Origin of the sequence: Streptomyces ardesiacus (genome assembly GCF_003112575.1) — a bacterium.
Classification (GTDB): Bacteria; Actinomycetota; Actinomycetes; order Streptomycetales; family Streptomycetaceae; genus Streptomyces; species Streptomyces ardesiacus.
The window spans coordinates 695,282-718,039 of sequence record NZ_BEWC01000002.1 but is presented as its reverse complement, the minus strand read 5'-3'; the positions used below and the strand labels follow the sequence as shown (position 1 = coordinate 718,039).

Below are 22,758 nucleotides of genomic sequence, written 5' to 3'. Positions count from 1 at the left end.
CGGGCGACGCATGGCGTCCGGATCGGGAGTCTCCTACGCTCGTGAAGTGGGCACCCGCGTGTGGCCCCTGCACCCCAGGGACGTTCGTAGGAAGGGAGCCCAGCATGACCGTCGACCCGACCGACCCCGAGACCTTCGCCGACGAGGTGCCGGAAGCGGAGGAACGCGACGTGGAGGCACCCGACGCCGACACGGCCGAGCAGCGGGCGGACGTCGGGCAGGAGCGCGACGAACCGCTGACGGACGTGGACCCCGACCGCGCCAACGAGGCCGACCTCGCCGAACAGGCCCGGGTCGTCTCGCACGACGAGGACGACTACCGCTGAGGCGCGTGCCTCGAAGGCGAGGACCGCGGGGGCGAGGACCGCGGAGGCGACCACCGCCCCGGCACGCCTCGCCGGACAGAAGGGAGGCCGATCTTTGCCCGGCCTGAGCCCTTTTGAAACTTGTTGTGCGGTTTTCGCCACTGTCCGGTCCGTGAAATTCTGCGCTCGCGGCTCACACACCGCGGTTACCGAAAAGTACGATGTCGACGCGGCGCACACCGCACGAGGACGACTATGGGAGGCGGCGTGACAGCCATCGAGCAGACAGAGGCGGTACGCCCGCGGGGCACACGCCTTCCCCGCCGAGCCCGACGCAACCAACTGCTGGGCGCCGCACAGGAAGTTTTCGTGGCCCAGGGGTACCACGCGGCCGCGATGGACGACATCGCCGAGCGCGCCGGCGTCAGCAAGCCGGTGCTCTACCAGCACTTCCCCGGCAAGCTCGACCTCTACCTCGCCCTGCTGGACCAGCACTGCGAGGCGCTGATCCAGTCCGTGCGCAGCGCGCTCGCGTCGACCTCCGACAACAAGCAGCGCGTCCGCGCGACGATGGACGCGTACTTCGCCTACGTCGAGGACGACGGCGGCGCGTTCCGACTGGTGTTCGAGTCGGACCTGACCAACGAGCCCGCCGTGCGCGAGCGCGTGGACAAGGTCACCAACGAGTGCGCCGAGGCGATCTGCGACGTCATCGCCGAGGACACCGGCCTCTCGCGCGCGGAGTCGATGCTGCTGGCCTCCGGTCTGGGCGGCCTCGCGCAGGTGGTGGCGCGTTCCTGGCTGCACAGCGACCGCAGCGTCCCGCGCGACCAGGCGGTCCAGCTGCTGACCTCGCTGGCCTGGCGCGGCATCGCGGGCTTCCCGCTGCACGGCACCGAGCAGCACTGACCGGCACCGCGCGGATTCTGTTCCCGTCGGCTGTTCGCTCCTGGCGTTCTCCGGCGCAGCGTGCACGTCCCCTCACCGGGCTAATGTGTGCTGGTACGGCGCGTAAGATCGCGCACTCACTGACCGTCGGAGGGACATAGCCGTGGAGGTCAAGATCGGCGTGCAGCACGCGCCCCGCGAGATCGTTCTGGAGAGCGGTCAGAGCGCCGAGGAGGTCGAGCGCGTGGTGGGCGAGGCGCTGGCCGGCAAGTCGCAGCTGCTGAGCCTCGTGGACGAGCACGGCCGCAAGGTCCTGGTGCCGGCCGACCGTCTCGCCTACGTCGAGATCGGTGAGCCGGCTCCGCGCAAGGTGGGCTTCGGCGCGCTGTAGTCGGCGACGCGGACGACGGACGCGGACGGGTGGGCCCGGCGGAAATCTCCGCCGGGCCCACCCGTCTTCCCGTTCGCACGCCGCCGTCCTCCCGTTCGCGTCCCGTCTTCCCGTTCGCGTTCACGTACGGAGCACAGTTCACCCACAGGAGGAGGATTGTGTTCCGCAGGGCAGGGGTAAGTCGGCTGTGACCGTTTGGGGCAGGCCGGCCGTGTGGGAGGGACCCCGACATGCTCTTGGAAGCGTTCAGCGCCGCGATCCTCGGATTCGCCCTGGCATGGGCCGCCGCGCACCGTCTGCCCCACCGCCTGCCCGCCCGGCTCCTGGTGCTGCCGACCGGTGTCGCCGGGGCCCTCTTCGGGGCGTTCGTCACGCACACCGCGCTGGGCGCCGGGGGGCTCGTGGCGGTGCTTCTGGGATCTGCGACGTTCTCCGCGGCCTCACTGTCGCTGCTGCTGCGTCCGGCGGGAAGAATCCGGCGCAGCTCGGCGACCGCCTGACGGCAGCCGCCGCACCGGGCCGGATCCCCGCGTCGGCGCAGGGCGGGGCGACAGAGGTCAGGCGGCCAGCCCCAGCGCCGCCATCCGCTTCGTGTGCGCCTCGGTGATCCGGGAGAACATCTTGCCGACCTCCGCCAGGTCGAAGCCGTCCGCCACCCCGCCCACGAGCATCGTCGACAGCGCGTCGCGGTCGGCCACCACCCGCTGGGACTGCGAGAGCGCCTCCCCCATCAGCCGCCGCGCCCACAGGGCGAGCCGCCCGCCCACGCGCGGGTCGGCGTCGATCGCCGCGCGCACCTTCTCCACGGCGAACCCGGCGTGCCCCGTGTCGTCGAGCACGGCGAGGACCAGCTCGCGGGTGTCCGTGTCGAGGCGTGCGGCGACCTCGCGGTAGAAGTCACTGGCGATGGAGTCGCCGACGTAGGCCTTGACGAGCCCTTCGAGCCAGTCGGAGGGGTCGGTCTGCTTGTGGAAGCCGTCGTAGGCGGCCACGAACGGTTCCATGGCCCCCGTCGGCTCCTCGCCGATCTCGGCCAGCCGGCCGCGCAGCCGCTCGAAGTGGTGGAACTCCGCGGAGGCCATCTTCGCCAGCTCCGCCTTGTCCGCCAGCGTGGGCGCCAGCTTGGCGTCCTCCGCGAGCCGCTCGAACGCCGCCAGTTCGCCGTACGCGAGGGCGCCGAGCAGGTCCACGACCGCGGCGCGGTACTGCGGGTCGGCCGCGGCCGACTCCCAGTCCCGGGAGGCGACCGGGGTGGCTCCGGCGCTGCCCGGGGTACCTGCGGTTCCGGTGGTCTCGGTGGGTGCGTCTGCGGCGGTGCCAGGCTTGTCAGAGCTCGTCATGCAGCGCACAATAGTCCGCTCTTCGGGGGTGGTAAGGCCCTGGTCAGTGAGTGTGACGACGACTACGTGAGCAAATCGGCCATCGCGTGTGCGCGATTCCGGGGTATGGTGGTAATGCGCCTGCCGAGTATGTGACGTACGGGTACGTGACATCGTCGTCGGGCCGCACGCATGAGGATGCCCGGTCGGTGGCCCGATCGGCTCCGACCCGACAGCCCTCCTGCCGTACGCCGAACTGCGTACGGAGCCCGGAGGGGGACCCTCAGTGGTACGAGCGCTGGAGCGTCGACAGAGGTCCCGTGTCCTACGGCTCACCCGTAAGGCAGCCGACGTCCCCGACACGGTCCGGCACGACCCGCGCGCTCGCCTCGCACCACGCACACAGAAGAGGCAGCACCCTGACTACGACGTTTCGATCCCTCGGGATCCTCCCCGAGACCGCCGAAGCCCTTGAAGCCGTCGGCATCACCAACCCCTTCCCGATCCAGGAGCTGACGCTCCCCGTGGCCCTCTCGGGCACGGACGTGATCGGCCAGGCCAAGACCGGCACCGGCAAGACGCTGGGCTTCGGCCTTCCGCTCCTCGAGCGCGTCACCGTCCCCGCCGACGTCGAGGCGGGCCGCGCGGCGCCCGAGTCCCTGACCGACGCCCCGCAGGCCCTCGTCGTCGTCCCGACGCGCGAGCTGTGCCAGCAGGTCACCAACGACCTCCTGACCGCCGGCAAGGTGCGCAACGTCCGCGTCACCGCGATCTACGGCGGCCGGGCCTACGAGCCGCAGGTGGAGGCCCTGAAGAAGGGCGTCGACGTGATCGTCGGCACCCCGGGCCGCCTGCTGGACCTGGCGGGCCAGAAGAAGCTGAGCCTCAAGCACGTCAAGTGCCTGGTCCTCGACGAGGCCGACGAGATGCTCGACCTGGGCTTCCTGCCCGACGTCGAGAAGATCATCAACATGCTGCCGGCCCGGCGCCAGACCATGCTGTTCTCGGCGACCATGCCGGGCGCGGTCATCGGACTCGCCCGCCGCTACATGTCGCAGCCCACGCACATCCGCGCCACCTCGCCGGACGACGCGGGCGCGACGGTGGCGAACACCAAGCAGTTCGTCTACCGCGCGCACAACATGGACAAGCCCGAGATGGTGGCCCGCATACTGCAGGCCGACGGCCGGGGTCTGGCCATGGTCTTCTGCCGCACCAAGCGCACCGCGGCCGACCTGGCCGACCAGCTCAAGCAGCGCGGTTTCGCCTCCGGCGCGGTCCACGGCGACCTCGGCCAGGGCGCCCGCGAGCAGGCCCTGCGCGCCTTCCGCAACGGCAAGGTGGACGTGCTCGTCTGCACCGACGTCGCCGCCCGCGGCATCGACGTCGAGGGCGTGACGCACGTCATCAACTACCAGTCGCCGGAAGAGGAGAAGACGTACCTCCACCGCATCGGCCGCACGGGCCGCGCGGGCGCGAAGGGTACGGCGATCACGCTGGTCGACTGGGACGACATCCCCCGCTGGCAGCTGATCAACAAGGCGCTCGACCTGGGCTTCAGCGACCCGGCCGAGACCTACTCCACCTCCCCGCACCTGTACACCGACCTCGGCATCCCCGAGGGCACCAAGGGCGTCCTGCCGCGCTCCGAGCGCACCCGCGCCGGTCTGGACGCGGAGGAGCTTGAGGACCTGGGCGAGCCGGGCGGACGCGGTGGCCGCGGACGCGGCGACCGGGGTGGCCGGGGCGGCCGGGACGACGCGCGCTCCGGCGACCGCGACCGCGACCGTCCGTCCCGTACGACGCCGCGCCGTCGCCGTCGGATGCGCGGAGGTGCTCCGGTGGACGCGGAGGCCGCCGCGAGCCCCGCGGCCGAGGCCGTGACCGGCGAGGCGGACAGCGCCGCCGACGCGGGTCCCCGCACGCTGCGCCGCCGGCGCCGTACGCGCGGCGGCGAGCCGTCGCGCCGTCCGGAGACGGCCGCGACGACCGAGGCCCCCGCGCCGCAGACCGCCGAGGACAGCGCTCCGGCGCCCTCCGAGGCCGCGGAGATCGTGGCGGAGACCCCGGCGAAGCCGCGCCGCCGCCGCACCCGCAAGTCGGCGGAGACCCCGGCGGCCACCGAGGCGACGGCCGTGGAGTCCCAGGCCGTCGTCGAGACCCCGGCGGTCGTCGAAGCACCCGCGGTCGTGGAGGCGCCGGCGGTCGTCGAGGCCCCGGCCGTCGAGGCTCCCGTCGAGAAGCCGCGCCGCCGCACCCGCAAGGCCACGGCCGCCGAGGAGACGGCCGACACGGCCGAGGCCACGGCGGAGTCGGCCGAGGCCAAGCCGAAGGCGCGCCGCACCCGCAAGGCGACCGCCCCCAAGGCCGAGGCCGCCGCCGAGGCGGCGGTCGACACCGCCGAGGCCACGGAGGCCAAGCCCAAGACCCGCCGCACCCGCAAGGCCACCGAACCCGCCGCACCGGCACCCGAGGCAGAAGCCGAAGCCAAGCCGCGCCGCACCCGCAAGACGGCCGCCCCCAAGACCGAGGCCGCCGCCGAGGCGGCCGTCGACACCGCCGAGGCCACGGAGGCCAAGCCCAAGACCCGCCGCACCCGCAAGGCCACCGAACCCGCCGCACCGGCACCCGAGGCAGAAGCCGAGGCCAAGCCGCGCCGCACCCGCAAGACGGCCGCCCCCAAGACCGAAGCCACCGCCGAGGCAGCCACCGACACCGCCGAAGGCACGGAGGCCAAGCCCAAGACCCGCCGCACCCGGAAGACCGCCGCCGCCACCGAGGCCGCCGCCGAGATTCCGGCGCAGGCCTCGCAGGAGACGGAGGCCGCACCGCGGCGTCGGACCCGTAAGGCCGCGGCCGCCGTCGAGGCGGCCGACGCGGCGGAGGCGAAGCCGAAGGCGCGCCGCACCCGCAAGACGGCCGCCGCCCCGCAGCCCGTGGAGGCCGGCGAGAGCTGATCCACGCCGCTCGCCCGGTCCGTCGGCCCGGTCCCGCCATCCGCGCGGGGCCGGGCCGACGGCGTCGGCGCACCCGTGCCTCCGCCCGTCGGCCCCCGCCCGATAGCCTCTGCCCGTGAGCAGGAACGCCGCCTTCAGCCCTCCCCCGGACGCCCGCGCGTACCGGCTGCGCACCGCGCGCGGTGAGTTCGCCGTCGTCGACTCGCCGGTGGCAGACGGGGTCGCGCCGAGGGGCGTGGTGCTGATGCTGCCCGGGTTCACGGGGAGCAAGGAGGACTTCACGCTGCTGCACCGGCCGCTCGGTGTGCGCGGGTACCGCACGGTCGCCGTGGACGGACGGGGTCAGTACGAGTCGGACGGGCCCGAGCACGACGAGGCCGCGTACGCCCGGCCCGAGCTGGCCCGGGACGTGCTGGCGCAGGTGGCCGCCCTCGGGACGCGCGTGCATCTCGTCGGGCACTCCCTGGGCGGTCAGATCGCACGGGCCGCCGTCCTGCTCGACCACGCCCCGTTCCTCTCCCTCACGCTCATGTCCTCGGGCCCGGCGCGGATCTCCGAGTCCCAGCGGCGGCGGGTGAAGCTGCTGCGGGACGCCCTGGCCACGATGACGATGGCGGAGGTCTGGGAGGTGATGCAGGCCATGGGTCCACCGGAGGAGGCCGGCGCCCCGGCCCCCGCCCACGGCCCGGAGGACCCGGTACGGCTCCGCGACCGCTGGCTGGGCACCAGGCCGGCGCAGTTGCTCGCCACGGGGCGCCAGTTGTGCACCGAGCCGGACCGCGTGGCGGAGCTGGCCGCGGTGCCGCTGCCGTACCACGTGCTGTCGGGCGCCTACGACGACACCTGGCCGGTGCCGCTCCTCGACGAGATGGCCCTACGGCTGGGCGCGCGCCGGACGGTCGTCGTGGGCGCCGAGCACTCCCCCAACACCGACCAGCCCCTGCCGACCGCCCGCGCCCTCGCCGGCTTCTGGGACGACCACCCCGGGCCGGCCTAGTACTGCGCCCGCAGGTGCTCCCAGAACCCGTCGCGCAGCGCCCGGCGCAGGTCGGCCTGGCCGCGCAGGGAGTACTGGAGCAGCCCCTCGGCCTCCACCAACAGGTCCTGGTCCACGGAGCCGGGGAGGTAGGGGTGGCCGGGGAGCAGTTCCACCAAGGTGTCGCGGCCCCGCTCCGCCAGCCACTTCGCCGCGATCCGGGCGCCCACGAAGCGGACGTCCTCGCGGCCGGGACGCGGGGCGACCGGCCCCTCGACGGAGTGGGTGGCGCGCCGGGAGACGTACGGCTTGAAGAAGTCGAGGTCGAGGGTGCGCTGGCTGTCGACTTCCCAGAGCAGCGGCTCGGCCTGGTTGCGGCCCTCCGGCGTCTCGATGCCCCACAGGTGCACCCGGGCGCCGTACCCCTGGGCCGCCTCGACTGCCGACACCAGGTCCTCGTCACCGCCGAGCAGGGCCGCGTCGCTGATCGCGCGGTGCCGGGCGAGGGACTCCAGGTCGGTGCGGATGAGGGAGTCGACGCCCTTCTGCTGGTTGTTCGCGTTCAGATTGCCCAGGCGGACCTTGACGTCCGGCAGCTCGGCGATGGACTGCTGCTCGGCGGTGTGGATGCGGCGCCGGGCACCGTCGTACCAGTACACCCGCAGCAGGCGGCTGTCCGCGAAGACGCTGCGGGCCCGGTCGATGAGCGCCTCGATCAGCCCTTCGGCGTCCAGGTCGAAGGCCCTGCGGTCCTCGGTCCCGGCCACCAGCCGCCCCGCCGCCGCGTACAGGTACCCGGCGTCGACGAAGATCGCGTGGGTCGAAGGGGTCTTCGCCACCTCGGCGAGCATGCGCTGGAGCAGCTCGTTCGTGCGATCGATGCGAGCGTTCAGGGGGGCGAGGTCGTCGTTCATCACCCTCCATTGTCCCGGCCGTCACGCTACGAACACAACCGGTCCCGGTCAGTCTTGCATCAGGTACTTATCGGCCGAATCCGCTCCCATCGTCTCGTAACAAGCGACTTACTTGTCAGTAATTAGCCGTGCGAAAAATTTCCTTAGCGTAGGGAATGTTTGCAGAGGGCATCTCGTTGAACCCTTCGGGAGCCCGGGCACCGACGACCCAGGAGCCACACCAGTAGTTCTCCGCAGGAGGATGACCAGATCAAGGGAGAGGCCATGCGCTTTGAAGTCATGCGACTCGACGACGTCGACGGGACCCCCGTGGACACGACTGTCGTGGACGCCGCCTCCGTGAACCGCATCGTTCAGCAGGCCGCCGCCATCGGGCAGCGCCTGTGGATCCGCCCCGCCGACACCTCGGCCTTGTAACGCGGACCGTTCGCACATGCTCGGAGCCCCCGCACGGAACGCCGTGCGGGGGCTCTGTCGTGGCGCTCACGCGCCCTGGACCACCTGCGTGACGCCGTTGATGATCTGCTGCACGGCGATCGCGGAGAGCATCATGCCGGCGAGCCGGGTCACCAGGACCACGCCGCCGTCCTTGATCACCCTGATGATCAGCAGCGAGTAGCGCATGACCAGCCACAGCACCACGTGGATCGCGAGGATCGCCGCCCACACCGAGACCTGCGTGGTCACACTGTCCGCCTTCTGCACGGCCAGGATGACCGACACGATCGCCCCGGGCCCGGCGAGCAGGGGCATGCCGAGCGGGACGAGGGCGACGTTGACGTCCTTGGTCTGCTTCGGCTCGTCCGTCTTGCCGGTGAGCAGGTCGAGGGCGATCAGCAGGAGCAGCAGCCCGCCCGCGATCATCAGGGCGGGCACGGACACGTGCAGGTAGTCCAGGATCTGGTGCCCGAGCAGACCGAACACCGTGATCACGCCACCGGCGACGCAGACGGCCTGGAAGGCCATCCGCCGCTGCACCTTGGCGGGACGGCCGGCGGTCAGCGCGAGGAAGATCGGGGTGATCCCGGGGGGATCCATGATGACAAAAAGGGTCAGGAAGAGGGAGCCGAAGACGGCGACGTCGAACATGGGTGTGTTACTGGCCTTGCGGAAGAGAAGGAAGGGTGGAGGAGGTCGCGCGGGGGTGAGGCTCAGGCCCCGCCGGCCCCGGGCACGGGGAACGCCCCGAACGCCCGTCGCGTGATCTCCCCGTAGACCTCGGGGTCGGTCGTGTACTCGCCGAGCACACAGGTCTTCCGGCTGCCGTGGTAGTCGCTCGAGCCGGTCACCAGGAGGCCCAGCTCCTTCGCCGTCCCGCGCAGCCGTGCCCGCGTCTCCGCGTCGTGGTCCATGTGGTCGACCTCGATGCCGTCGAGCCCGGCGGCCGCCAGGTCGGCGATCGCGGCCTCGGACACCGTGCGGCCCCGCTTGACGGCGGCCGGGTGCGCGAACACGGCGACGCCGCCCGCGCCCTTGATCAGCCGGATCGCCTCGAAGGGGTCGGTCTCGTGCTTCTCCACGTGGGCCCGGCCGCCGTCGGCCAGCCAGTCCGGGGTGAAGGCGTCGTTCACGGTCGGGACGACGCCCAGTTCCACGAGGGCGGAGGCCACGTGCGGGCGGCCGACCGAGCCGCCCCCGGCGATCCCGGCGACCTGCTCCCAGGTGACCGGCACGCCCAGCTCGTTCAGCTTGGCGACCATGGCCCGGGCCCGGGGCACCCGGTCGTCGCGCACCAGCTCGCGCTCGGCGAGCAGGGCGGGCTCCTCGGGGTCGAAGAGGTAGGCCAGCATGTGCATGCTGACGCCGTCGAGGCGGCAGGAGAGCTCGGCGCCGGTGACGAGGGTGAGCCCCTCGGGCAGCGCGGCGATCGCCTCGGCGTGGCCCCGGGTGGTGTCGTGGTCGGTCAGCGCGACGACGTCGAGGCCGGTCGCGGCGGCCTTGCGCACCAACTGGGCCGGGGTGTCCGTGCCGTCGGACGCGGTGGAGTGGGTGTGCAGATCGATGCGCACGACGCTGACTCCAAGCGGTGACGGGACGGAAGGGGACGCTCAAGGATAACCGGAACCCGAACCCCCGTTGTCACACCCGCAGCCCGCCTGCGCCCCCTACGCGCCCCGCTCACCCGCGCCCGCACGGACCCGCACCCGCATCCGCATCCGCACCCGGCCCACGCCCGCTCTGACCCGCGCCCGCACGAACCCGTACCCCGCCGGCCCCCGCACCCCGCACCCCGCGCGGAGCGTCACGGCACCGTCGGCTCGATCAGCCGCGGCGACAGCGCCCCGCACGGCACCAGTTCAATCTCGGCGCCCGCGTCCCGCAGGTCGGTCAGCACCAGCTCCTCGTACATCAGCAGTCCCGACCGCTCGGGCCACACGACCGCCCACAGCCACATCCCGAGGGCCTCCCCGGCGAAGACGGCACGGTCGACGGGGCCGCCGGAGACGTGCCAGAGAGGGGTGGGCCGGCCCGCGGCCAGAACCTTGGCCTGGGGCGGCTTCTCCACGTCCATGTACGGACCGGGGTCGGGGGCGTCCAGGCCCGCGTACCGCGCGCCCAGGCCGACGCCGAGCTCCTCGGCGACCAGGATCAGCTCACCGATGCCGCCCAGCGGACCGGGACCGGAACAGGCGACGGCGGTCGCCCGGCCCCCGCTGCGGTCGTCGCCCGCACAGGCCACGCCGGTGAACAGCCAGCCGACCGGCAGTGGCCAGGGCATCCACACCGGCACCTGCGTGCGGTGCACCACGACGCCGAGCGCCTCGACGCTGGGCGGGAGCACGGGCTGCAGAGGATGCACGGTTCCGTGCAGGTCGCACTGCCAGGAATCGGCGAAGAGGCCGGGAGCCCTGACCCGGCCACCACACTTCGGGCAACTGGGTTCGCCCCTCATAGAGCCCCACGGTCCTACCCTCGCCCGCCCACGTCAAGGACGATCACCCGTCCGGTCGGGAGGGCGCCGCACGGGCCGGGCCCCGGGCCGGACCCCGGGCAGGACCCCGGGCAGGACCCCGGGCAGGACCCCGCAGAACTAGGTGCATGTTGCATTAATTAGCACAGCTAACTTACTATGTGTATACGCCAACCATTTGGCACCGTCTCGTCGGCATTGGAGAGCAAGCAATGGATCCCTTCGACGCGGGTGCGGGCGGCATCCTGCGGCAGCCCAAGGCCGTGTGGGCGACCGCGGGAGCGTCCGTCGTGGCCTTCATGGGCATCGGGCTGGTGGACCCGATCCTCCCGTCCATCGCCAAGGGCCTGGACGCGAGCGCCGGACAGGTCTCCCTCCTGTTCACCTCGTACTTCCTCATCACCGCCCTGGCCATGCTGGTCACCGGCTTCGTCTCCAGCCGCATCGGCGGCCGCAAGACCCTGCTGCTCGGCCTGGCCTTCGTCGTGGTCTTCGCGGGCCTCGCCGGCACCTCCGACACCGTCGGCCAACTGGTCGGCTACCGGGCCGGGTGGGGACTGGGCAACGCCCTGTTCGTCTCGACGGCCCTCGCGGTGATCGTCGGCGCGGCGGCCGGGGGCAGCGCCGCCGCGATCCTGCTCTACGAGTCCGCCCTCGGCCTCGGCATGGCCTGCGGTCCGCTGCTGGGAGCGCTGCTCGGCGACGCCAGCTGGCGCTACCCCTTCTTCGGCACGGCCTTCCTGATGGCGATCGGCTTCCTGTGCATCTCGGCGTTCCTGAAGGAACAGCCGAAGCCGGCCCGCAAGACCTCGCTGCTCGACCCGGTCAGGGCGCTGGGCCACGGGGGCCTCGCCTCCGCCGCGGTCTCGGCGTTCTTCTACAACTACACGTTCTTCACCGTGCTGGCCTTCACCCCGTTCGTGCTGAACATGACGCCGTACAAGTCCGGCGCCGTGTTCTTCGCCTGGGGCGTGCTGCTCGCCGTCTTCTCGGTGCTGGTGGCGCCGCGCATGCAGCGGCGTTTCGGCTCGCTCAAGGTGCTCGGCGGCTCGCTGGTGCTGCTCGCGGCCGACGTGCTCGTCCTCGGGTACGGCAACCACACCGCCGCCGTCGTCTGCACGATCCTGTCCGGCGCGTTCATCGGCGTGAACAACACCGTCTACACCGAGCTGGCCCTCGGGGTCTCGGACGCGCCGCGTCCGGTGGCGAGCGCGGGCTACAACTTCGTGCGCTGGTTCGCCGCCGCGGCCGCGCCCTACTTCGCGCCGAAGATCGAGGAGTGGACCGACGTCCACATCCCGTTCGTGGTGGCGGCGGTGACCGCCGTGCTCGGCGCGGCCGTGGTCGCCGTACGGCGCCGCGCGCTCACCCACGACGCGCAGGAGCTGGAGCCGAAGCACGCGGCCGAGGACTCGGTCACGGTCTTCGCCGACTGAGACCGGCCGACGGCGGCCGATGCAGGCCGACGCCCAACCCACGAGCCGCACCGGTGAGTTGCGTCACTCCGGTGCGTCAGTCCAGGGGAACGGACCTGCGGGACGGATCGCGCAGGTCCGTTCCGTGGTTCAGCCAGCGCTCCTGGAGGGCGGGCGCGCCGTGCACGCGCTTCCAGGCGGCCTCGTTCGGCGTCATCGGCAGCAGCGGCAGGAACCGCACCGGGTCCAGCGGGGCGTCCAGCTCCAGGTCCTCCACCAGACCGCCCGGCTCGGCGACCAGGACCGAGGTGAACGGGGCCCCGGGCCACAACGGCTCACCGACGTCCAGCGAGGCACCGGGCGCCACGATCACGCCCTCGACCTGCGGGGACGCGGCCAGCACGGCGAGCGGGCGCAGCACCTTGTCGGTGTCGGCCGTCCCGGCGCGCACGGAGAGCACCAGCTCGGCGCGGGGGCCCTTGACCGGGTCGGCCAGCACCGCCGTGGGGTCCGCCATGGGCTGGGCCGACATCCCGAGGGTGGCGTAGCGGACGACGTCGCCCTCCTGGCCGGCGGCGGGGAAGCGCAGTACCTCGATGCGGTCGGTGCCGAGGAAGGTGACCGCCGCGCGCGCGTCCGGCTCGCCCAGCGCGGTGCGCAACCGGGCCTCGACCAGAGGAAGAACATCAGCCATGCGGCGAGCATAGAACTCGTCGCGAAGAGGCAAAGCGGCGCCTTGACACGTCGGTCGACTGGTACTCTGGCCCAGCGGTTCGGGGCAGCACGCAGTGCGTCGCGATCAAGTCCCCGACGCTGTGCAATATCCCCTACGGGGAACCCCTCCAAACAAGGGGAATGGATCGTCCCTCACGAGGGACCGGCCGGAGGAGGTGGGGCTGGCATGGACCGAAGTCGACCGTGCAGTACCACTCGCTCTTCCGGCCGCTGACCGAGCAGTTCCGGTTCTTCCCACTGCCGCTTTTCGTTCGCGCGCCTTCACACGGAAGAGCACTTCGTCCCGTTTTGCCTGATCTTTTGTCTGATCCGGTCCGCCGACGCGCCCACCTTGGATCCGTGTCGACCGCGCCGATCCGTGTCAGACGCTGATTCAGCAGCGAAGTCGGTCACCGCGACGGTGCGGTGCCCCCCGCTTTGTGGACGCGCCGAGCACGCGTGGTCAGGACGTCCTCATTCCGGGCGGTTCCATCCGTCACCGGCCCTTTTCGCTGCCCGCCGCGAAGGAGCCTGCCATGTCGATGATCCGTGACCTGCGCGCCGTGGTCCGCCCGTCCCGCGTCTCCCTGCGCAAGGACAGCAGTCCCTACGACACCACCCGCGACCCGGCGACCGCCTCCGCCGTCGTCGACTGCGCGATCTACCGCGACGGCACGCGCGTGCGGACCGACGTGCCGCTCACCCCGCACACGGCGATGCGCCAGGTGCGCCGCGACGGCGGTTTCGTGTGGATCGGCCTGCACGAGCCCACCGAGGCCGAGTTCGCCGGTATCGCCCGGGAGTTCGGGCTGCACCCGCTGGCCGTGGAGGACGCGGTCCAGGCCCACCAGCGGCCCAAGCTGGAGCGCTACGACGACTCCCTGTTCACGGTCTTCAAGACCGTGCACTACGTCGACCACGACCAGCTCACCGCCAACAGCGAGGTCGTCGAGACCGGCGAGGTCATGTGCTTCACCGGACGGGACTTCTTCATCACCGTCCGGCACGGCGGCCAGGGCTCGCTGCGCGCCCTGCGGCGCCGGCTCCAGGAGGACCCGGAGCTGCTGCTCAAGGGCCCCTCGGCGGTGCTGCACGCCATCGCCGACCACGTCGTCGACGGCTACATCGCGGTCGCCGACGCGGTGCAGGACGACATCGACGAGGTCGAGACGGAGGTGTTCTCGCCGGGCCGCAAGGGCACCCCGCGCGGCACGGACGCCGGCCGGATCTACCAACTCAAGCGCGAGGTGCTGGAGTTCAAGCGGGCGGTGGCCCCACTGCTGCGTCCCATGCAGTTGCTCAGCGAGCGGCCGATGCGGCTGGTCGACCCGGAGATCCAGAAGTACTTCCGGGACGTCGCCGACCACGTGGCACGGGTGCAGGAGCAGGTCATCGGATTCGACGAACTGCTGAACTCCATCCTCCAGGCCAACCTGGCCCAGGCGTCCGTCGCGCAGAACGAGGACATGCGCAAGATCACCTCGTGGGCCGCGATCATCGCCGTGCCGACCATGGTCTGCGGCGTGTACGGCATGAACTTCGACTACATGCCGGAGACGCACTGGAAGTTCGGCTACCCGCTGGTCCTGTCGATCACGGTCGGCATCTGCCTCGGCATCCACCGCACGCTCAAGCGCAACGGCTGGCTCTGAACCCGCCCCCGGGCCCCTGGATAGGCTGACGGCATGACAAGCGAGCTGCTCGACAAGGCCCTGGTCGAGGAGGCCACCAAGAAGTCCGGCCTCATCTGGGTCCAGGGTCCCGGGGTGCCCGCACGGGCGCTGTGGCACGTCTGGCACGAGGGCGCGGCCTGCGTCGTCGGCGACGGACCGGGCGAGCAGCCGCTGCCGGGCCTGGCCGACGGGGCCGCGGCCGAGGTGACGGTGCGCAGCAAGGACAAGGGCGGCCGGCTGGTCTCCTGGGCCGCGCGGGTCGTGGAACTGCCGTCCGGTTCCGAGGCGTGGCAGGCGGCGGTCGGCGGCCTCAAGGGCAAGCGGCTGAACGCCCCGGACGGCGAGGCGATGACCGACCGCTGGGCCCGCGAGTGCCGGGTGCTGCGCCTGGAGCCGACGGGGACCACCGCGCCGCTGCCCGACGGCTCGCTGGCCGAGGCGCCGCTCGCGAGCCCGGCGACGACCCGGCACCCGGCGCCGGCGGGGCTGCACCGGCTGCTGCTGAAGCGGCGGCGACGCCGGTAGTGCCGGGCCGGGCCCGGTTCAGGACGTCGGCAGTTGTCCGCCGTAGTCCAGGGTGTCGTCCTTCGCCGGCTGCTCCAGCGCGAAGTCCTTGTTCCAGTCCGAGAAGCCGATCGTGCCCGCGCTGCCCGCCCGCACCAGGCGCAGCGGGTACGGCGTGCCCTCCAGGGAGACGTCCAGCGAGCCGCCCGCGCCCTCGTCCCCGGTGATCCGGATGGTGCGCACGCCCGCCTGCTCGTGACGGCCGTCGGTCTTCACCGTGCCGTGCAGGGTCAGCAGTCCGTCGAGGAGGACGTCCTTGTCCGTGAAGCCGCTGAACTTCTTGTACACGGGGTCGCTCTGCGGCACCTTCACGTACTTGCCGGCCAGCTTGTCGGCCGCCTTGGCGTCGCCGTCGCCGTGGCTCCAGAACGTGGCGTCGGCCTTGAGGAAGAGCTGCTCGCCGACGCGCAGCAGCCCGAACGTCGTCCCCTGCGCGGCGACCGACCCGGTGCCGCCGTCGGCCTTCAGCCGCATGTCGAGGGTGTACGTGTTGCCCCCGGCCTCCACCGTGCCGTGCAGGCGCACCGTGCCGGCGGCCTCGGCGGCCGTGGCGGCCTTGGCGTGGATCTTGTCGGCGGGGAGCTTGCCCAGGCCGTTGGTGCCCGCGTCGGGGTCCTCGCTGCCGCATCCCGTCAGCCCGGCCCCCGTCACGGCCAGGGCGCACACGGCGCCCAGCCAGGCGGCCCTGCGGATTCGGCGCCGGGGAGTCACAGACACAGGTGGGACTGCCTTTCTGACAGGGCTGACACGGGGCCGACGGGCGTCGGCGGCGAGCCGACCGGGCCAGGCCGCAGCGTACCGGGGCCGGTCGGGGCGGACGGAGCCAGTCCGTCCGGACCGGCCGCCAGGGCGATGCCGATCGGGACGGGCTAGCCTGAAGCGCGTCCGAGCGGGCAATTCGGAAAAGAGACACCCTACGAATCAGCCTTCACGCACTCGCCCCCGGCCCCGCGCCGCGCGAGACGTGAGGAAAGGAGCCGCGGCCATGGCAGCGGGCGCCCCCCGGATCTTCGTCTCCCACCTCTCGGGCATCGCCGTGTTCGACCCGGCCGGTGACCAGGTGGGCCGCGTGCGCGATCTGGTCGTCATGCTCCGTGTCGGCCGCAAACCCCCGCGGGTCCTCGGGCTGGTCGTCGAACTCCCCACCCGCCGCCGGATCTTCCTGCCCATGACGCGGGTCACCGGCATCGATTCCGGCCAGGTCATCACCACCGGCGTGCTCAACGTCCGGCGTTTCGAGCAGCGGCCCACCGAGCGCCTCGTCTTCGGCGAGCTGCTCGACCGGCGGGTGACGCTCACCGAGACGCAGGAGGAGGTCACCGTGCTGGACCTGTCGGTGCAGCAGCTGCCCGCCCGCCGGGACTGGGAGATCGACAAGGTCTTCGTCCGCAAGGGCCGCAGGAGCGGCGCGTTCCGCCGCAACAAGGGCGAGACGCTGACCGTCGAGTGGTCCGGCGTCACCGGCTTCTCCGTCGAGGAGCAGGGGCAGGGCGCCGAGAACCTGCTGGCCACGTTCGAGCAGTTGCGCCCGGCCGACCTCGCCAACGTCCTGCACCACCTGTCCGCCAAGCGCCGCGCCGAGGTCGCCGCCGCCCTCGACGACGACCGCCTCGCCGACGTGCTGGAGGAGCTGCCGGAGGACGACCAGATCGAGATCCTCGGCAAGCTCAAGGAGGAACGCGCCGCGGACGTCCTGGAGGCGATGGACCCCGACGACGCCGCCGACCTGCTCGGCGAGCTGCCCGAGGCGGACAAGGAGCGGCTGCTGAGCCTGATGCAGCCCTCCGACGCGGCCGACATGCGGCGGCTGATGGCCTACGAGGAGCACACGGCCGGCGGCCTGATGACGACCGAGCCGATCGTGCTGCGGCCCGACGCGACCGTCGCCGACGCCCTGGCCCGCATCCGCAACCCCGACCTGTCCCCGGCGCACGCCGCCCAGGTGTACGTCTGCCGCCCGCCCGAGGAGACCCCGACCGGCAAGTACCTGGGCACCGTCCACTTCCAGCGGCTGCTGCGGGACCCCCCGTACACGCTGGTCGGCTCGATCCTCGACGACGACCTGCAGCCCCTGGAGCCGGACGCCGCGCTGCCCGTGGTCGCCGGGTTCTTCGCCGCGTACGACATGGTCGCGGCGCCCGTCGTCGACGACTCCGGGGCGCTGCTCGGCGCGGTCACCGTCGACGACGTCCTGGACCACATGCTGCCCGACGACTGGCGGGAGACCGAGTACCACCTGGACGACGCGGCCGGGACGACGGGGGAGGTGGGCGCCGGTGGTGCCTGAGCGCGAGACGGCGGCCCGGGAGCGCGCCGCGTCCGGGGCGACCGCGTCCTCCCGGACCCGGGCCCGCCTCGACCAGCCCCGCCCGCCGCGCCGCAGGCTGCTGCCCGAGTGGGACCCGGAGGCGTTCGGCAGGCTCTCCGAGCGCATCGCGCGGTTCCTGGGCACCGGGCGGTTCATCGTCTGGATGACGGTCGTCATCATCCTGTGGGTGCTGTGGAACGTGGCGGCCCCGAGCGCCCTGCGGTTCGACGAGTACCCGTTCATCTTCCTGACCCTGGCCCTGTCGCTCCAGGCCTCCTACGCCGCCCCGCTGATCCTGCTCGCGCAGAACCGGCAGGACGACCGGGACCGGGTCAACCTGGAGCAGGACCGCAAGCAGAACGAGCGGTCGATCGCCGACACCGAGTACCTGACCCGGGAGATCGCCGCCCTGCGCATCGGCCTCGGCGAGGTCGCCACGCGGGACTGGATCCGCTCCGAGCTGCAGGACCTGGTCAGGGACCTGGAGGAGCGGCAGGACGGCCGGCGGTCGCAGCAGGGGGCACTCCCGGCGGACCGGTCCGCCGGGAGTGACGTACACGACCGCTGACGGGGCTTTCCGCGCCCCGTGGGCGGCGCCGTACCATCGTGTCTATGGCTACGGAAGACGCGGTGCGCGAGGCACTGGCGACGGTGAACGACCCCGAGATCAACCGGCCCATCACCGAGCTGGGGATGGTCAAGTCGGTGGAGATCGGCGCGGACGGAGCGGTCGCGGTCGCCGTGTACCTGACGGTCTCCGGCTGCCCGATGCGGGACACCATCACGCAGCGCGTGACGGACGCGGTGTCGCGGGTCGAGGGCGTCACGCGCGTCGACGTCGAGCTGGACGTGATGAGCGACGAGCAGCGCAAGGAGCTGGCCGCCGCGCTCCGGGGCGGGCAGACCGAGCGCGAGGTGCCCTTCGCCAAGCCGGGCAGCCTGACCCGGGTGTACGCGGTGGCGTCCGGCAAGGGCGGCGTCGGCAAGTCGTCGGTGACGGTGAACCTGGCGGCCTCGATGGCGGCCGACGGCCTCAAGGTCGGTGTCGTCGACGCGGACATCTACGGCCACTCCGTGCCCCGCATGCTGGGCGCCGACGGGCGTCCCACCCAGGTCGAGAACATGATCATGCCGCCGTCGGCCAACGGCGTGAAGGTCATCTCGATCGGCATGTTCACCCCGGGCAACGCGCCGGTCGTCTGGCGCGGCCCGATGCTGCACCGCGCGCTCCAGCAGTTCCTCGCGGACGTGTACTGGGGCGACCTGGACGTCCTGCTGCTCGACCTGCCGCCCGGCACCGGCGACATCGCGATCTCGGTGGCGCAGCTCGTGCCGAACGCCGAGATCCTGGTCGTGACGACCCCTCAGCAGGCCGCGGCCGAGGTGGCGGAGCGGGCGGGCGCCATCGCCGTGCAGACCCACCAGAAGATCGTCGGCGTGGTCGAGAACATGTCCGGGCTGCCCTGCCCGCACTGCGGCGAGATGGTCGACGTCTTCGGCACCGGCGGCGGTCAGGCGGTCGCCGACGGCCTGACCCGTACGACCGGTGCGTCGGTGCCGGTGCTCGGCGCCATCCCGATCGACGTCCGGCTGCGCGAGGGCGGCGACGAGGGCAGGCCCGTCGTCCTGTCCGACCCGGACTCCCCGGCGGGCGCGGCCCTGCGCTCGATCGCGGGCAAGCTGGGGGGCCGTCAGCGGGGTCTTTCCGGGCTGTCGCTGGGGATCACTCCCAAGAACAAGTTCTGATCCCCCCGCCGGGGGACGGGCACGGAAGCAGGGGCGCCGTCCGCCGGGACGGCGCCCCTCGTCGTACGCGCGCGGCTGCCGGACGGGCCGCGGCTAGGCGTAGGCGGCGATGTCCTTGACCACGGCGAAGGCCAGCCCGTAGGCGCTCATGCCCCGTCCGTAGGCGCCGAGGTGGACGCCCTGCCCGGTGGAGCCGGCCAGCACCCAGCCGAACTCGGACTCCCGGTAGTGGAAGGGCGTGGGCACGCCGTCCACCGGGAGGGACAGCGTCGTCCAGTCCTCGCCCTCGAGGTCGTCCGCGAGGACCCACGCGGTCTCGGTCTGCTGCTCCAGCCAGTCGTCGCGCAGCGAGTGGTCCATCTGGCCGGGCCAGGTGAAGGACAGCAGCCCCACCCCGGCGAGCCAGGCCGCCGAGGACACCGAGGTGGCCTCCAGCAGGCCGGTGCCGTCGGCGCTGCGCCGGTCGGGGTTGGCCGCGACCGTCACGACGACCGCGAACTTCTCCTTGGCGTCCTGCTCGTCGCCCGCCACGTGCTCGTTGCGGACCGACGGCTCGTCGCCGTGCCCGATCGAACCGTGCTCCACCGCTCCGTCGGCCGCCGTACCGACCTGCATCAGCCGGCGCGGCCCGGTGAAGGCCTCGTCGAGGCCGTACCACGGGAAGGGCGCACGCAGGTAGTCGTCGACCGTACGGCGGCCGTAGGGGGACCCGGGTCCGCCCTCCGCGGCCGGCGTCTGTGCGACTGCCCGACTCGTCGTCTCCATGTGCCCGGACGCCTCCTCGCTCTCGTCGGACCGTGCCCGCCCCCCTTCGGGCGCACTCGTCCGGTCCGCACAACAACTCGGGCAGCATAGCCACACCACTGGCGGCAGCCGGGGAATCGCCCGGCGCGTGGGCCGCGCGGGCGTCGTCTTCAGGGCTTGCGCGCCCCGTCCGGAGTATGAGACACGTCACGTTCGCGACGCACGGGGCGGCCGTGGGCCGGACGTGGGGCCGCGTGCGGGGCCCGGATCAGGTGGCGTCCGCGTCGAAGGGCGGGCGGTCGTCGGCGGCGGGCTTCTCGGAGGGGCCGGGCTTCTTGGACATGTCGACACGGCCGCTGCCGGAACCGGCGGAGCCCGAGGAGCCGGAGGACGACGAGCCGGAGGCCGAGGACTCCGCGTCACGGCTGTGGACCGCGTCGGCGACCTCGGCCATCTCCTTCTTCAGGTCGAAGCCGTTGCGGATCTCCTTGAGCCCCAGCTCGTCGTTGTCCAACTGCTTGCGGAGGAACGTCTTGGGGTTCAGGTCCTCGAACTCGAAGTCCTTGAACTCGGGGCCCAGCTCCTGGCGGATGTCCTGCTTGGCGCTGTCCGAGAACTCCCGGATCTTCCGGATGGTGCGCGTCACGTCCTGGATGACCTTGGGGAGCTTGTCCGGACCGAAGACGAGCACGGCGAGGACGACGAGCGTCACCAGCTCTAGTGCGCCTATGTCATTGAACACCTGAAGCTCCTTGAAAGTCCGGGCCGGCACCACGGTACCCGCCGACCCCGGCCGGCCGGTACCGTCCCGGGGCTGCCGGGCGGGTGTACGTGACCGCTTTCCGAATTGTTTGCCTTCCTGGCCCCTTGTCGGGTCCTGCCCGTCGGTCAGCTCCCGCCCGCGGAGCCGAGCACCAGTGAGACCTTCGTCTCCTTGCCGTCGCGTTCCAGGGTCAGTTCCAGGCGGTCGCCGGGGCGGTGGGCACGGGTCTTGACGATGAGTTCCTCGCCGGAGTGCACCCGCTGTCCGTCGACCGCGGTGATCACGTCCCCCGGCTTGATGCCCGCCTTCGCGCCGGGACCGCCCGGGGTGACCGCGGCTCCGCCGTCACTGCCCTTGGCGCCCACGCGGGCGCCGTCCCCCGCGTAGCCCATGTCGAGGGTGATGCCGATGACGGGGTGGGTGGCCCTGCCGGTGTTGATCAGTTCCTCCGCGACCCGCTTGCCCTGGTTGATGGGGATGGCGAAGCCGAGCCCTATGGAACCGGCCTGGCCGCCGTCCGACTCGGCGCTGCCGCTGTCGGCGGAGCGGATGGCGGAGTTGATGCCGACGGCCCGGCCGGCGCCGTCCAGCAGGGGGCCGCCGGAGTTGCCCGGGTTGATGGGCGCGTCGGTCTGCAGGGCGTCGACGTAGGAGACGTCGCTGCCGTCGCCCTCCTCGCCGCCCGCGGTGATGGGCCGTTCCTTGGCGCTGATGATGCCGGAGGTGACCGTGCCGGCCAGGTCGAAGGGGGCGCCGATGGCGACGACCGGGTCGCCGACGCGCACGCTGTCGGAGTTGCCGAGGGGCATGGGGGTGAGGCCCTTGACGCCCTTGACCTTCACCACGGCCAGGTCGTACCCGCTGTCCCGGCCGACGACCGTGCCCTCGGCGGTGTCGCCGCTGTTGAAGGTCACGGTGATCTCGCCGCCGGAGCCTGCGGGCTCCACGACGTGGTTGTTGGTGAGGATGTGGCCGCGGTCGTCGAGGACGAAGCCGGTGCCGGTGCCGGAGGCCTCGCTGCCGCTCACGTGCAGGGTCACCACGCTGGGCAGGGCACGCGCGGCGATGCCGGCGACACTGTCCGGAGCCCGCTCGGCCGCCTCGGGGGCGGCCTGCGGCAGCTCGACCGTCCCCACGCCGCCGTTGCGTTCCAGGTACGCGCCCACGGCGCCGCCGAGGCCGCCGGAGACCAGGGCGATGAGCAGGGCCCCGCCGACGAGCGTCCTGGCCCTGCGCCGGCGTCGCTGCGTCGGCGTCGGGTCGGCCGCTTCGTGGTGCCGGACGGCGGAGGCGGCCCAGGGGTCGTAACGCCCCCACGGATCGGCGGCGGGGTCGGCACCGGACGGCGGGGCCGTCGGCCCTGCCCACGGGTCGGACGGCGGGGCGGCTGCCGGGTCGGAGGCCGGCGGGGCGGCGGGCGCCGCGGTGGGGGCAGCGGCAGGGGCAGCGGTGGGCGCGGCGAAGTGCGCTGCCGTGGCGTACGGCGGGACGGGGGCCGCCGGGTGCCGGCCCTGGCCCGCCCCCGGTATCGGAGGCGGCGCCTCGGCGAACGCCGGGTCGGGTGCCGCGCCCGGAGGCGGAGAGGCCGCCGGTGCCGTCGCGGGTGCGGGTACGGCCGGTGCGTGCGGTGCCGTCACGGTGCCGTGCGCCGGTGTGGCCGCCGGGTGCTGGACCGGCGGAGCGGGGGCCCAGGGGCCCGGCTCGCCGTACGGCGGGGTGCTGTACGGGTCGGGTTCGTGCAGCGGCTTGGGACGCTCGGCGGCCGGGGCGTCGTCGGCCGCCGGGGCGGGGCCGGACTCCTCGGGTTCCGGTCCGCCCGTCTCCCCTGCCGGTCCGGCGGGGGTGCCGGTGCCGGCGCGCGGCGGCGGAGGGGCGTCCGCCGGTTCCTTCCGCTCGGGCCGGTCCAGTTCGTAGTCCCCCTCGTCGGCCGCGCGGGGCGCCACGGGGCGCTCCAGTTCGAAGTCACCCGTCTCGGCACGCCGGTCGTCGAGGGCCGCGTCCGCGCCGGTGTCCGTGCCCGCTGCCGCGGGACGGGCCGGGCGGGGGCGTTCCAGTTCGAAGTCGCCGTCGGGTGCGTCTTCGGACGAGCGGGGACGACTCCACCACTTCGCCTTCGTGGGCTTCCCCTCGTTCATCTTCTCCCCCGCAGCTGGCCGCAGATCGTCGGCTC

Annotated in this window: 23 protein-coding genes; 13 read left to right on the top strand and 10 right to left on the bottom strand. The window is 72.7% G+C overall.

Translation table 11 applies throughout. The features are described from left to right. Positions 1-104: 104 nt before the first annotated feature. The 4 genes from Sdi02f_RS10350 (at position 105) to Sdi02f_RS10335 (ending at position 2,084) form a co-directional block, all read left to right on the top strand. A complete protein-coding gene (locus tag Sdi02f_RS10350) occupies positions 105-326 on the top strand; it encodes a hypothetical protein (RefSeq protein ID WP_030400708.1) in 222 nt (73 codons plus the stop codon). Positions 327-572: 246 nt separating this feature from the next. Next, a complete protein-coding gene (locus Sdi02f_RS10345; RefSeq protein WP_030400709.1) occupies positions 573-1,214 on the top strand; it encodes a TetR/AcrR family transcriptional regulator in 642 nt (213 codons plus the stop codon). 142 nt (positions 1,215-1,356) lie between these two features. Continuing rightward, positions 1,357-1,584: a DUF3107 domain-containing protein gene (locus Sdi02f_RS10340; RefSeq protein WP_007444428.1), complete on the top strand. Its 228-nt coding sequence runs from the start codon at positions 1,357-1,359 to the stop codon at positions 1,582-1,584. A gap of 230 nt (positions 1,585-1,814) precedes the next feature. After that, positions 1,815-2,084: a hypothetical protein gene (locus Sdi02f_RS10335; RefSeq protein WP_030400710.1), complete on the top strand. Its 270-nt coding sequence runs from the start codon at positions 1,815-1,817 to the stop codon at positions 2,082-2,084. 57 nt (positions 2,085-2,141) lie between these two features. On the opposite strand, the gene Sdi02f_RS10330 is transcribed toward Sdi02f_RS10335, so the two are convergent. Beyond that, a complete protein-coding gene (locus tag Sdi02f_RS10330) occupies positions 2,142-2,924 on the bottom strand; it encodes a ferritin-like domain-containing protein (RefSeq protein ID WP_108933126.1) in 783 nt (260 codons plus the stop codon). 491 nt (positions 2,925-3,415) lie between these two features. Here Sdi02f_RS10330 and Sdi02f_RS10320 point away from each other — a divergent pair, with 491 nt between their 5' ends. Then, positions 3,416-5,860 carry a DEAD/DEAH box helicase gene (locus Sdi02f_RS10320; protein ID WP_108933279.1) on the top strand — a complete coding sequence of 815 codons (2,445 nt, stop codon included), beginning with the start codon at positions 3,416-3,418 and terminating at the stop codon, positions 5,858-5,860. A gap of 115 nt (positions 5,861-5,975) precedes the next feature. Continuing rightward, positions 5,976-6,857: an alpha/beta fold hydrolase gene (locus Sdi02f_RS10315; protein ID WP_030400712.1), complete on the top strand. Its 882-nt coding sequence runs from the start codon at positions 5,976-5,978 to the stop codon at positions 6,855-6,857. Here the strand turns inward: Sdi02f_RS10315 and Sdi02f_RS10310 are convergent. Next, positions 6,854-7,750 (bottom strand): NYN domain-containing protein, encoded by an 897-nt coding sequence (locus tag Sdi02f_RS10310; protein ID WP_108933125.1) that lies wholly within the window; start codon positions 7,748-7,750, stop codon positions 6,854-6,856. The two genes, Sdi02f_RS10315 and Sdi02f_RS10310, sit on opposite strands and share 4 nt — an antisense overlap. A 264-nt stretch (positions 7,751-8,014) precedes the next feature. Here Sdi02f_RS10310 and Sdi02f_RS10305 point away from each other — a divergent pair, with 264 nt between their 5' ends. Then, on the top strand, positions 8,015-8,167 hold the full coding sequence (locus Sdi02f_RS10305; protein ID WP_007444413.1) for a DUF8834 family protein: 153 nt from the start codon (positions 8,015-8,017) through the stop codon (positions 8,165-8,167). Between the two features lie 66 nt (positions 8,168-8,233). On the opposite strand, the gene Sdi02f_RS10300 is transcribed toward Sdi02f_RS10305, so the two are convergent. The 3 genes from Sdi02f_RS10300 to Sdi02f_RS10290 all read right to left on the bottom strand — a co-directional run bounded on the left by Sdi02f_RS10300 (position 8,234) and on the right by Sdi02f_RS10290 (position 10,643). Further along, the gene (locus Sdi02f_RS10300; RefSeq protein ID WP_030400714.1) at positions 8,234-8,839 is read right to left on the bottom strand and encodes a MarC family protein; all 606 of its coding nucleotides are present in this window, start codon (positions 8,837-8,839) and stop codon (positions 8,234-8,236) included. Positions 8,840-8,901: 62 nt separating this feature from the next. Next, complete coding sequence (locus Sdi02f_RS10295; protein WP_055467377.1) at positions 8,902-9,759, bottom strand: PHP domain-containing protein; 858 nt, start codon at positions 9,757-9,759, stop codon at positions 8,902-8,904. A gap of 233 nt (positions 9,760-9,992) precedes the next feature. Beyond that, positions 9,993-10,643, bottom strand: a complete 651-nt coding sequence (locus tag Sdi02f_RS10290) for a DUF6758 family protein (RefSeq protein WP_031082570.1) — start codon at positions 10,641-10,643, stop codon at positions 9,993-9,995. A 230-nt stretch (positions 10,644-10,873) separates the two neighbouring features. Between Sdi02f_RS10290 and Sdi02f_RS10285 the strand changes: the two genes are divergently transcribed. After that, a complete protein-coding gene (locus tag Sdi02f_RS10285; protein ID WP_030400717.1) occupies positions 10,874-12,097 on the top strand; it encodes an MFS transporter in 1,224 nt (407 codons plus the stop codon). Positions 12,098-12,173: 76 nt separating this feature from the next. On the opposite strand, the gene Sdi02f_RS10280 is transcribed toward Sdi02f_RS10285, so the two are convergent. Further along, on the bottom strand, positions 12,174-12,770 hold the full coding sequence (locus Sdi02f_RS10280; protein ID WP_030400718.1) for a suppressor of fused domain protein: 597 nt from the start codon (positions 12,768-12,770) through the stop codon (positions 12,174-12,176). Between the two features lie 556 nt (positions 12,771-13,326). Here Sdi02f_RS10280 and Sdi02f_RS10275 point away from each other — a divergent pair. Both Sdi02f_RS10275 and Sdi02f_RS10270 read left to right on the top strand, forming a co-directional pair. Then, positions 13,327-14,442, top strand: coding sequence for a magnesium and cobalt transport protein CorA (locus Sdi02f_RS10275; protein WP_030400719.1), 1,116 nt, complete (start codon positions 13,327-13,329; stop codon positions 14,440-14,442). A 33-nt stretch (positions 14,443-14,475) separates the two neighbouring features. Beyond that, positions 14,476-14,988, top strand: a complete 513-nt coding sequence (locus Sdi02f_RS10270; protein ID WP_108933124.1) for a hypothetical protein — start codon at positions 14,476-14,478, stop codon at positions 14,986-14,988. Between the two features lie 18 nt (positions 14,989-15,006). Here the strand turns inward: Sdi02f_RS10270 and Sdi02f_RS10265 are convergent, their stop codons facing one another. Beyond that, positions 15,007-15,744, bottom strand: coding sequence for a hypothetical protein (locus Sdi02f_RS10265; RefSeq protein ID WP_030400721.1), 738 nt, complete (start codon positions 15,742-15,744; stop codon positions 15,007-15,009). Positions 15,745-16,012: 268 nt separating this feature from the next. Between Sdi02f_RS10265 and Sdi02f_RS10260 the strand changes: the two genes are divergently transcribed. Genes Sdi02f_RS10260 through Sdi02f_RS10250 form a run of 3 tightly spaced genes read left to right on the top strand, consistent with a single transcriptional unit; the run spans position 16,013 to position 19,081 of the window. Continuing rightward, complete coding sequence (locus Sdi02f_RS10260) at positions 16,013-17,314, top strand: magnesium transporter MgtE N-terminal domain-containing protein (RefSeq protein WP_030400722.1); 1,302 nt, start codon at positions 16,013-16,015, stop codon at positions 17,312-17,314. Further along, on the top strand, positions 17,304-17,903 hold the full coding sequence (locus tag Sdi02f_RS10255; RefSeq protein WP_031082566.1) for a DUF1003 domain-containing protein: 600 nt from the start codon (positions 17,304-17,306) through the stop codon (positions 17,901-17,903). Before Sdi02f_RS10260 ends, Sdi02f_RS10255 begins: the two co-directional genes overlap by 11 nt. A 44-nt stretch (positions 17,904-17,947) precedes the next feature. Further along, positions 17,948-19,081 carry an Mrp/NBP35 family ATP-binding protein gene (locus tag Sdi02f_RS10250; protein ID WP_030400724.1) on the top strand — a complete coding sequence of 378 codons (1,134 nt, stop codon included), beginning with the start codon at positions 17,948-17,950 and terminating at the stop codon, positions 19,079-19,081. 93 nt (positions 19,082-19,174) lie between these two features. Here the strand turns inward: Sdi02f_RS10250 and Sdi02f_RS10245 are convergent, their stop codons facing one another. The 3 genes from Sdi02f_RS10245 to Sdi02f_RS10235 form a co-directional block, all read right to left on the bottom strand. Then, positions 19,175-19,846, bottom strand: coding sequence for a hypothetical protein (locus Sdi02f_RS10245; RefSeq protein WP_030400725.1), 672 nt, complete (start codon positions 19,844-19,846; stop codon positions 19,175-19,177). Positions 19,847-20,093: 247 nt separating this feature from the next. Further along, positions 20,094-20,567, bottom strand: a complete 474-nt coding sequence (locus tag Sdi02f_RS10240; protein ID WP_030400726.1) for a sec-independent translocase — start codon at positions 20,565-20,567, stop codon at positions 20,094-20,096. A gap of 146 nt (positions 20,568-20,713) precedes the next feature. Next, positions 20,714-22,723, bottom strand: coding sequence for a trypsin-like peptidase domain-containing protein (locus tag Sdi02f_RS10235; RefSeq protein WP_108933123.1), 2,010 nt, complete (start codon positions 22,721-22,723; stop codon positions 20,714-20,716). Between the last annotated feature and the right edge of the window lie 35 nt (positions 22,724-22,758).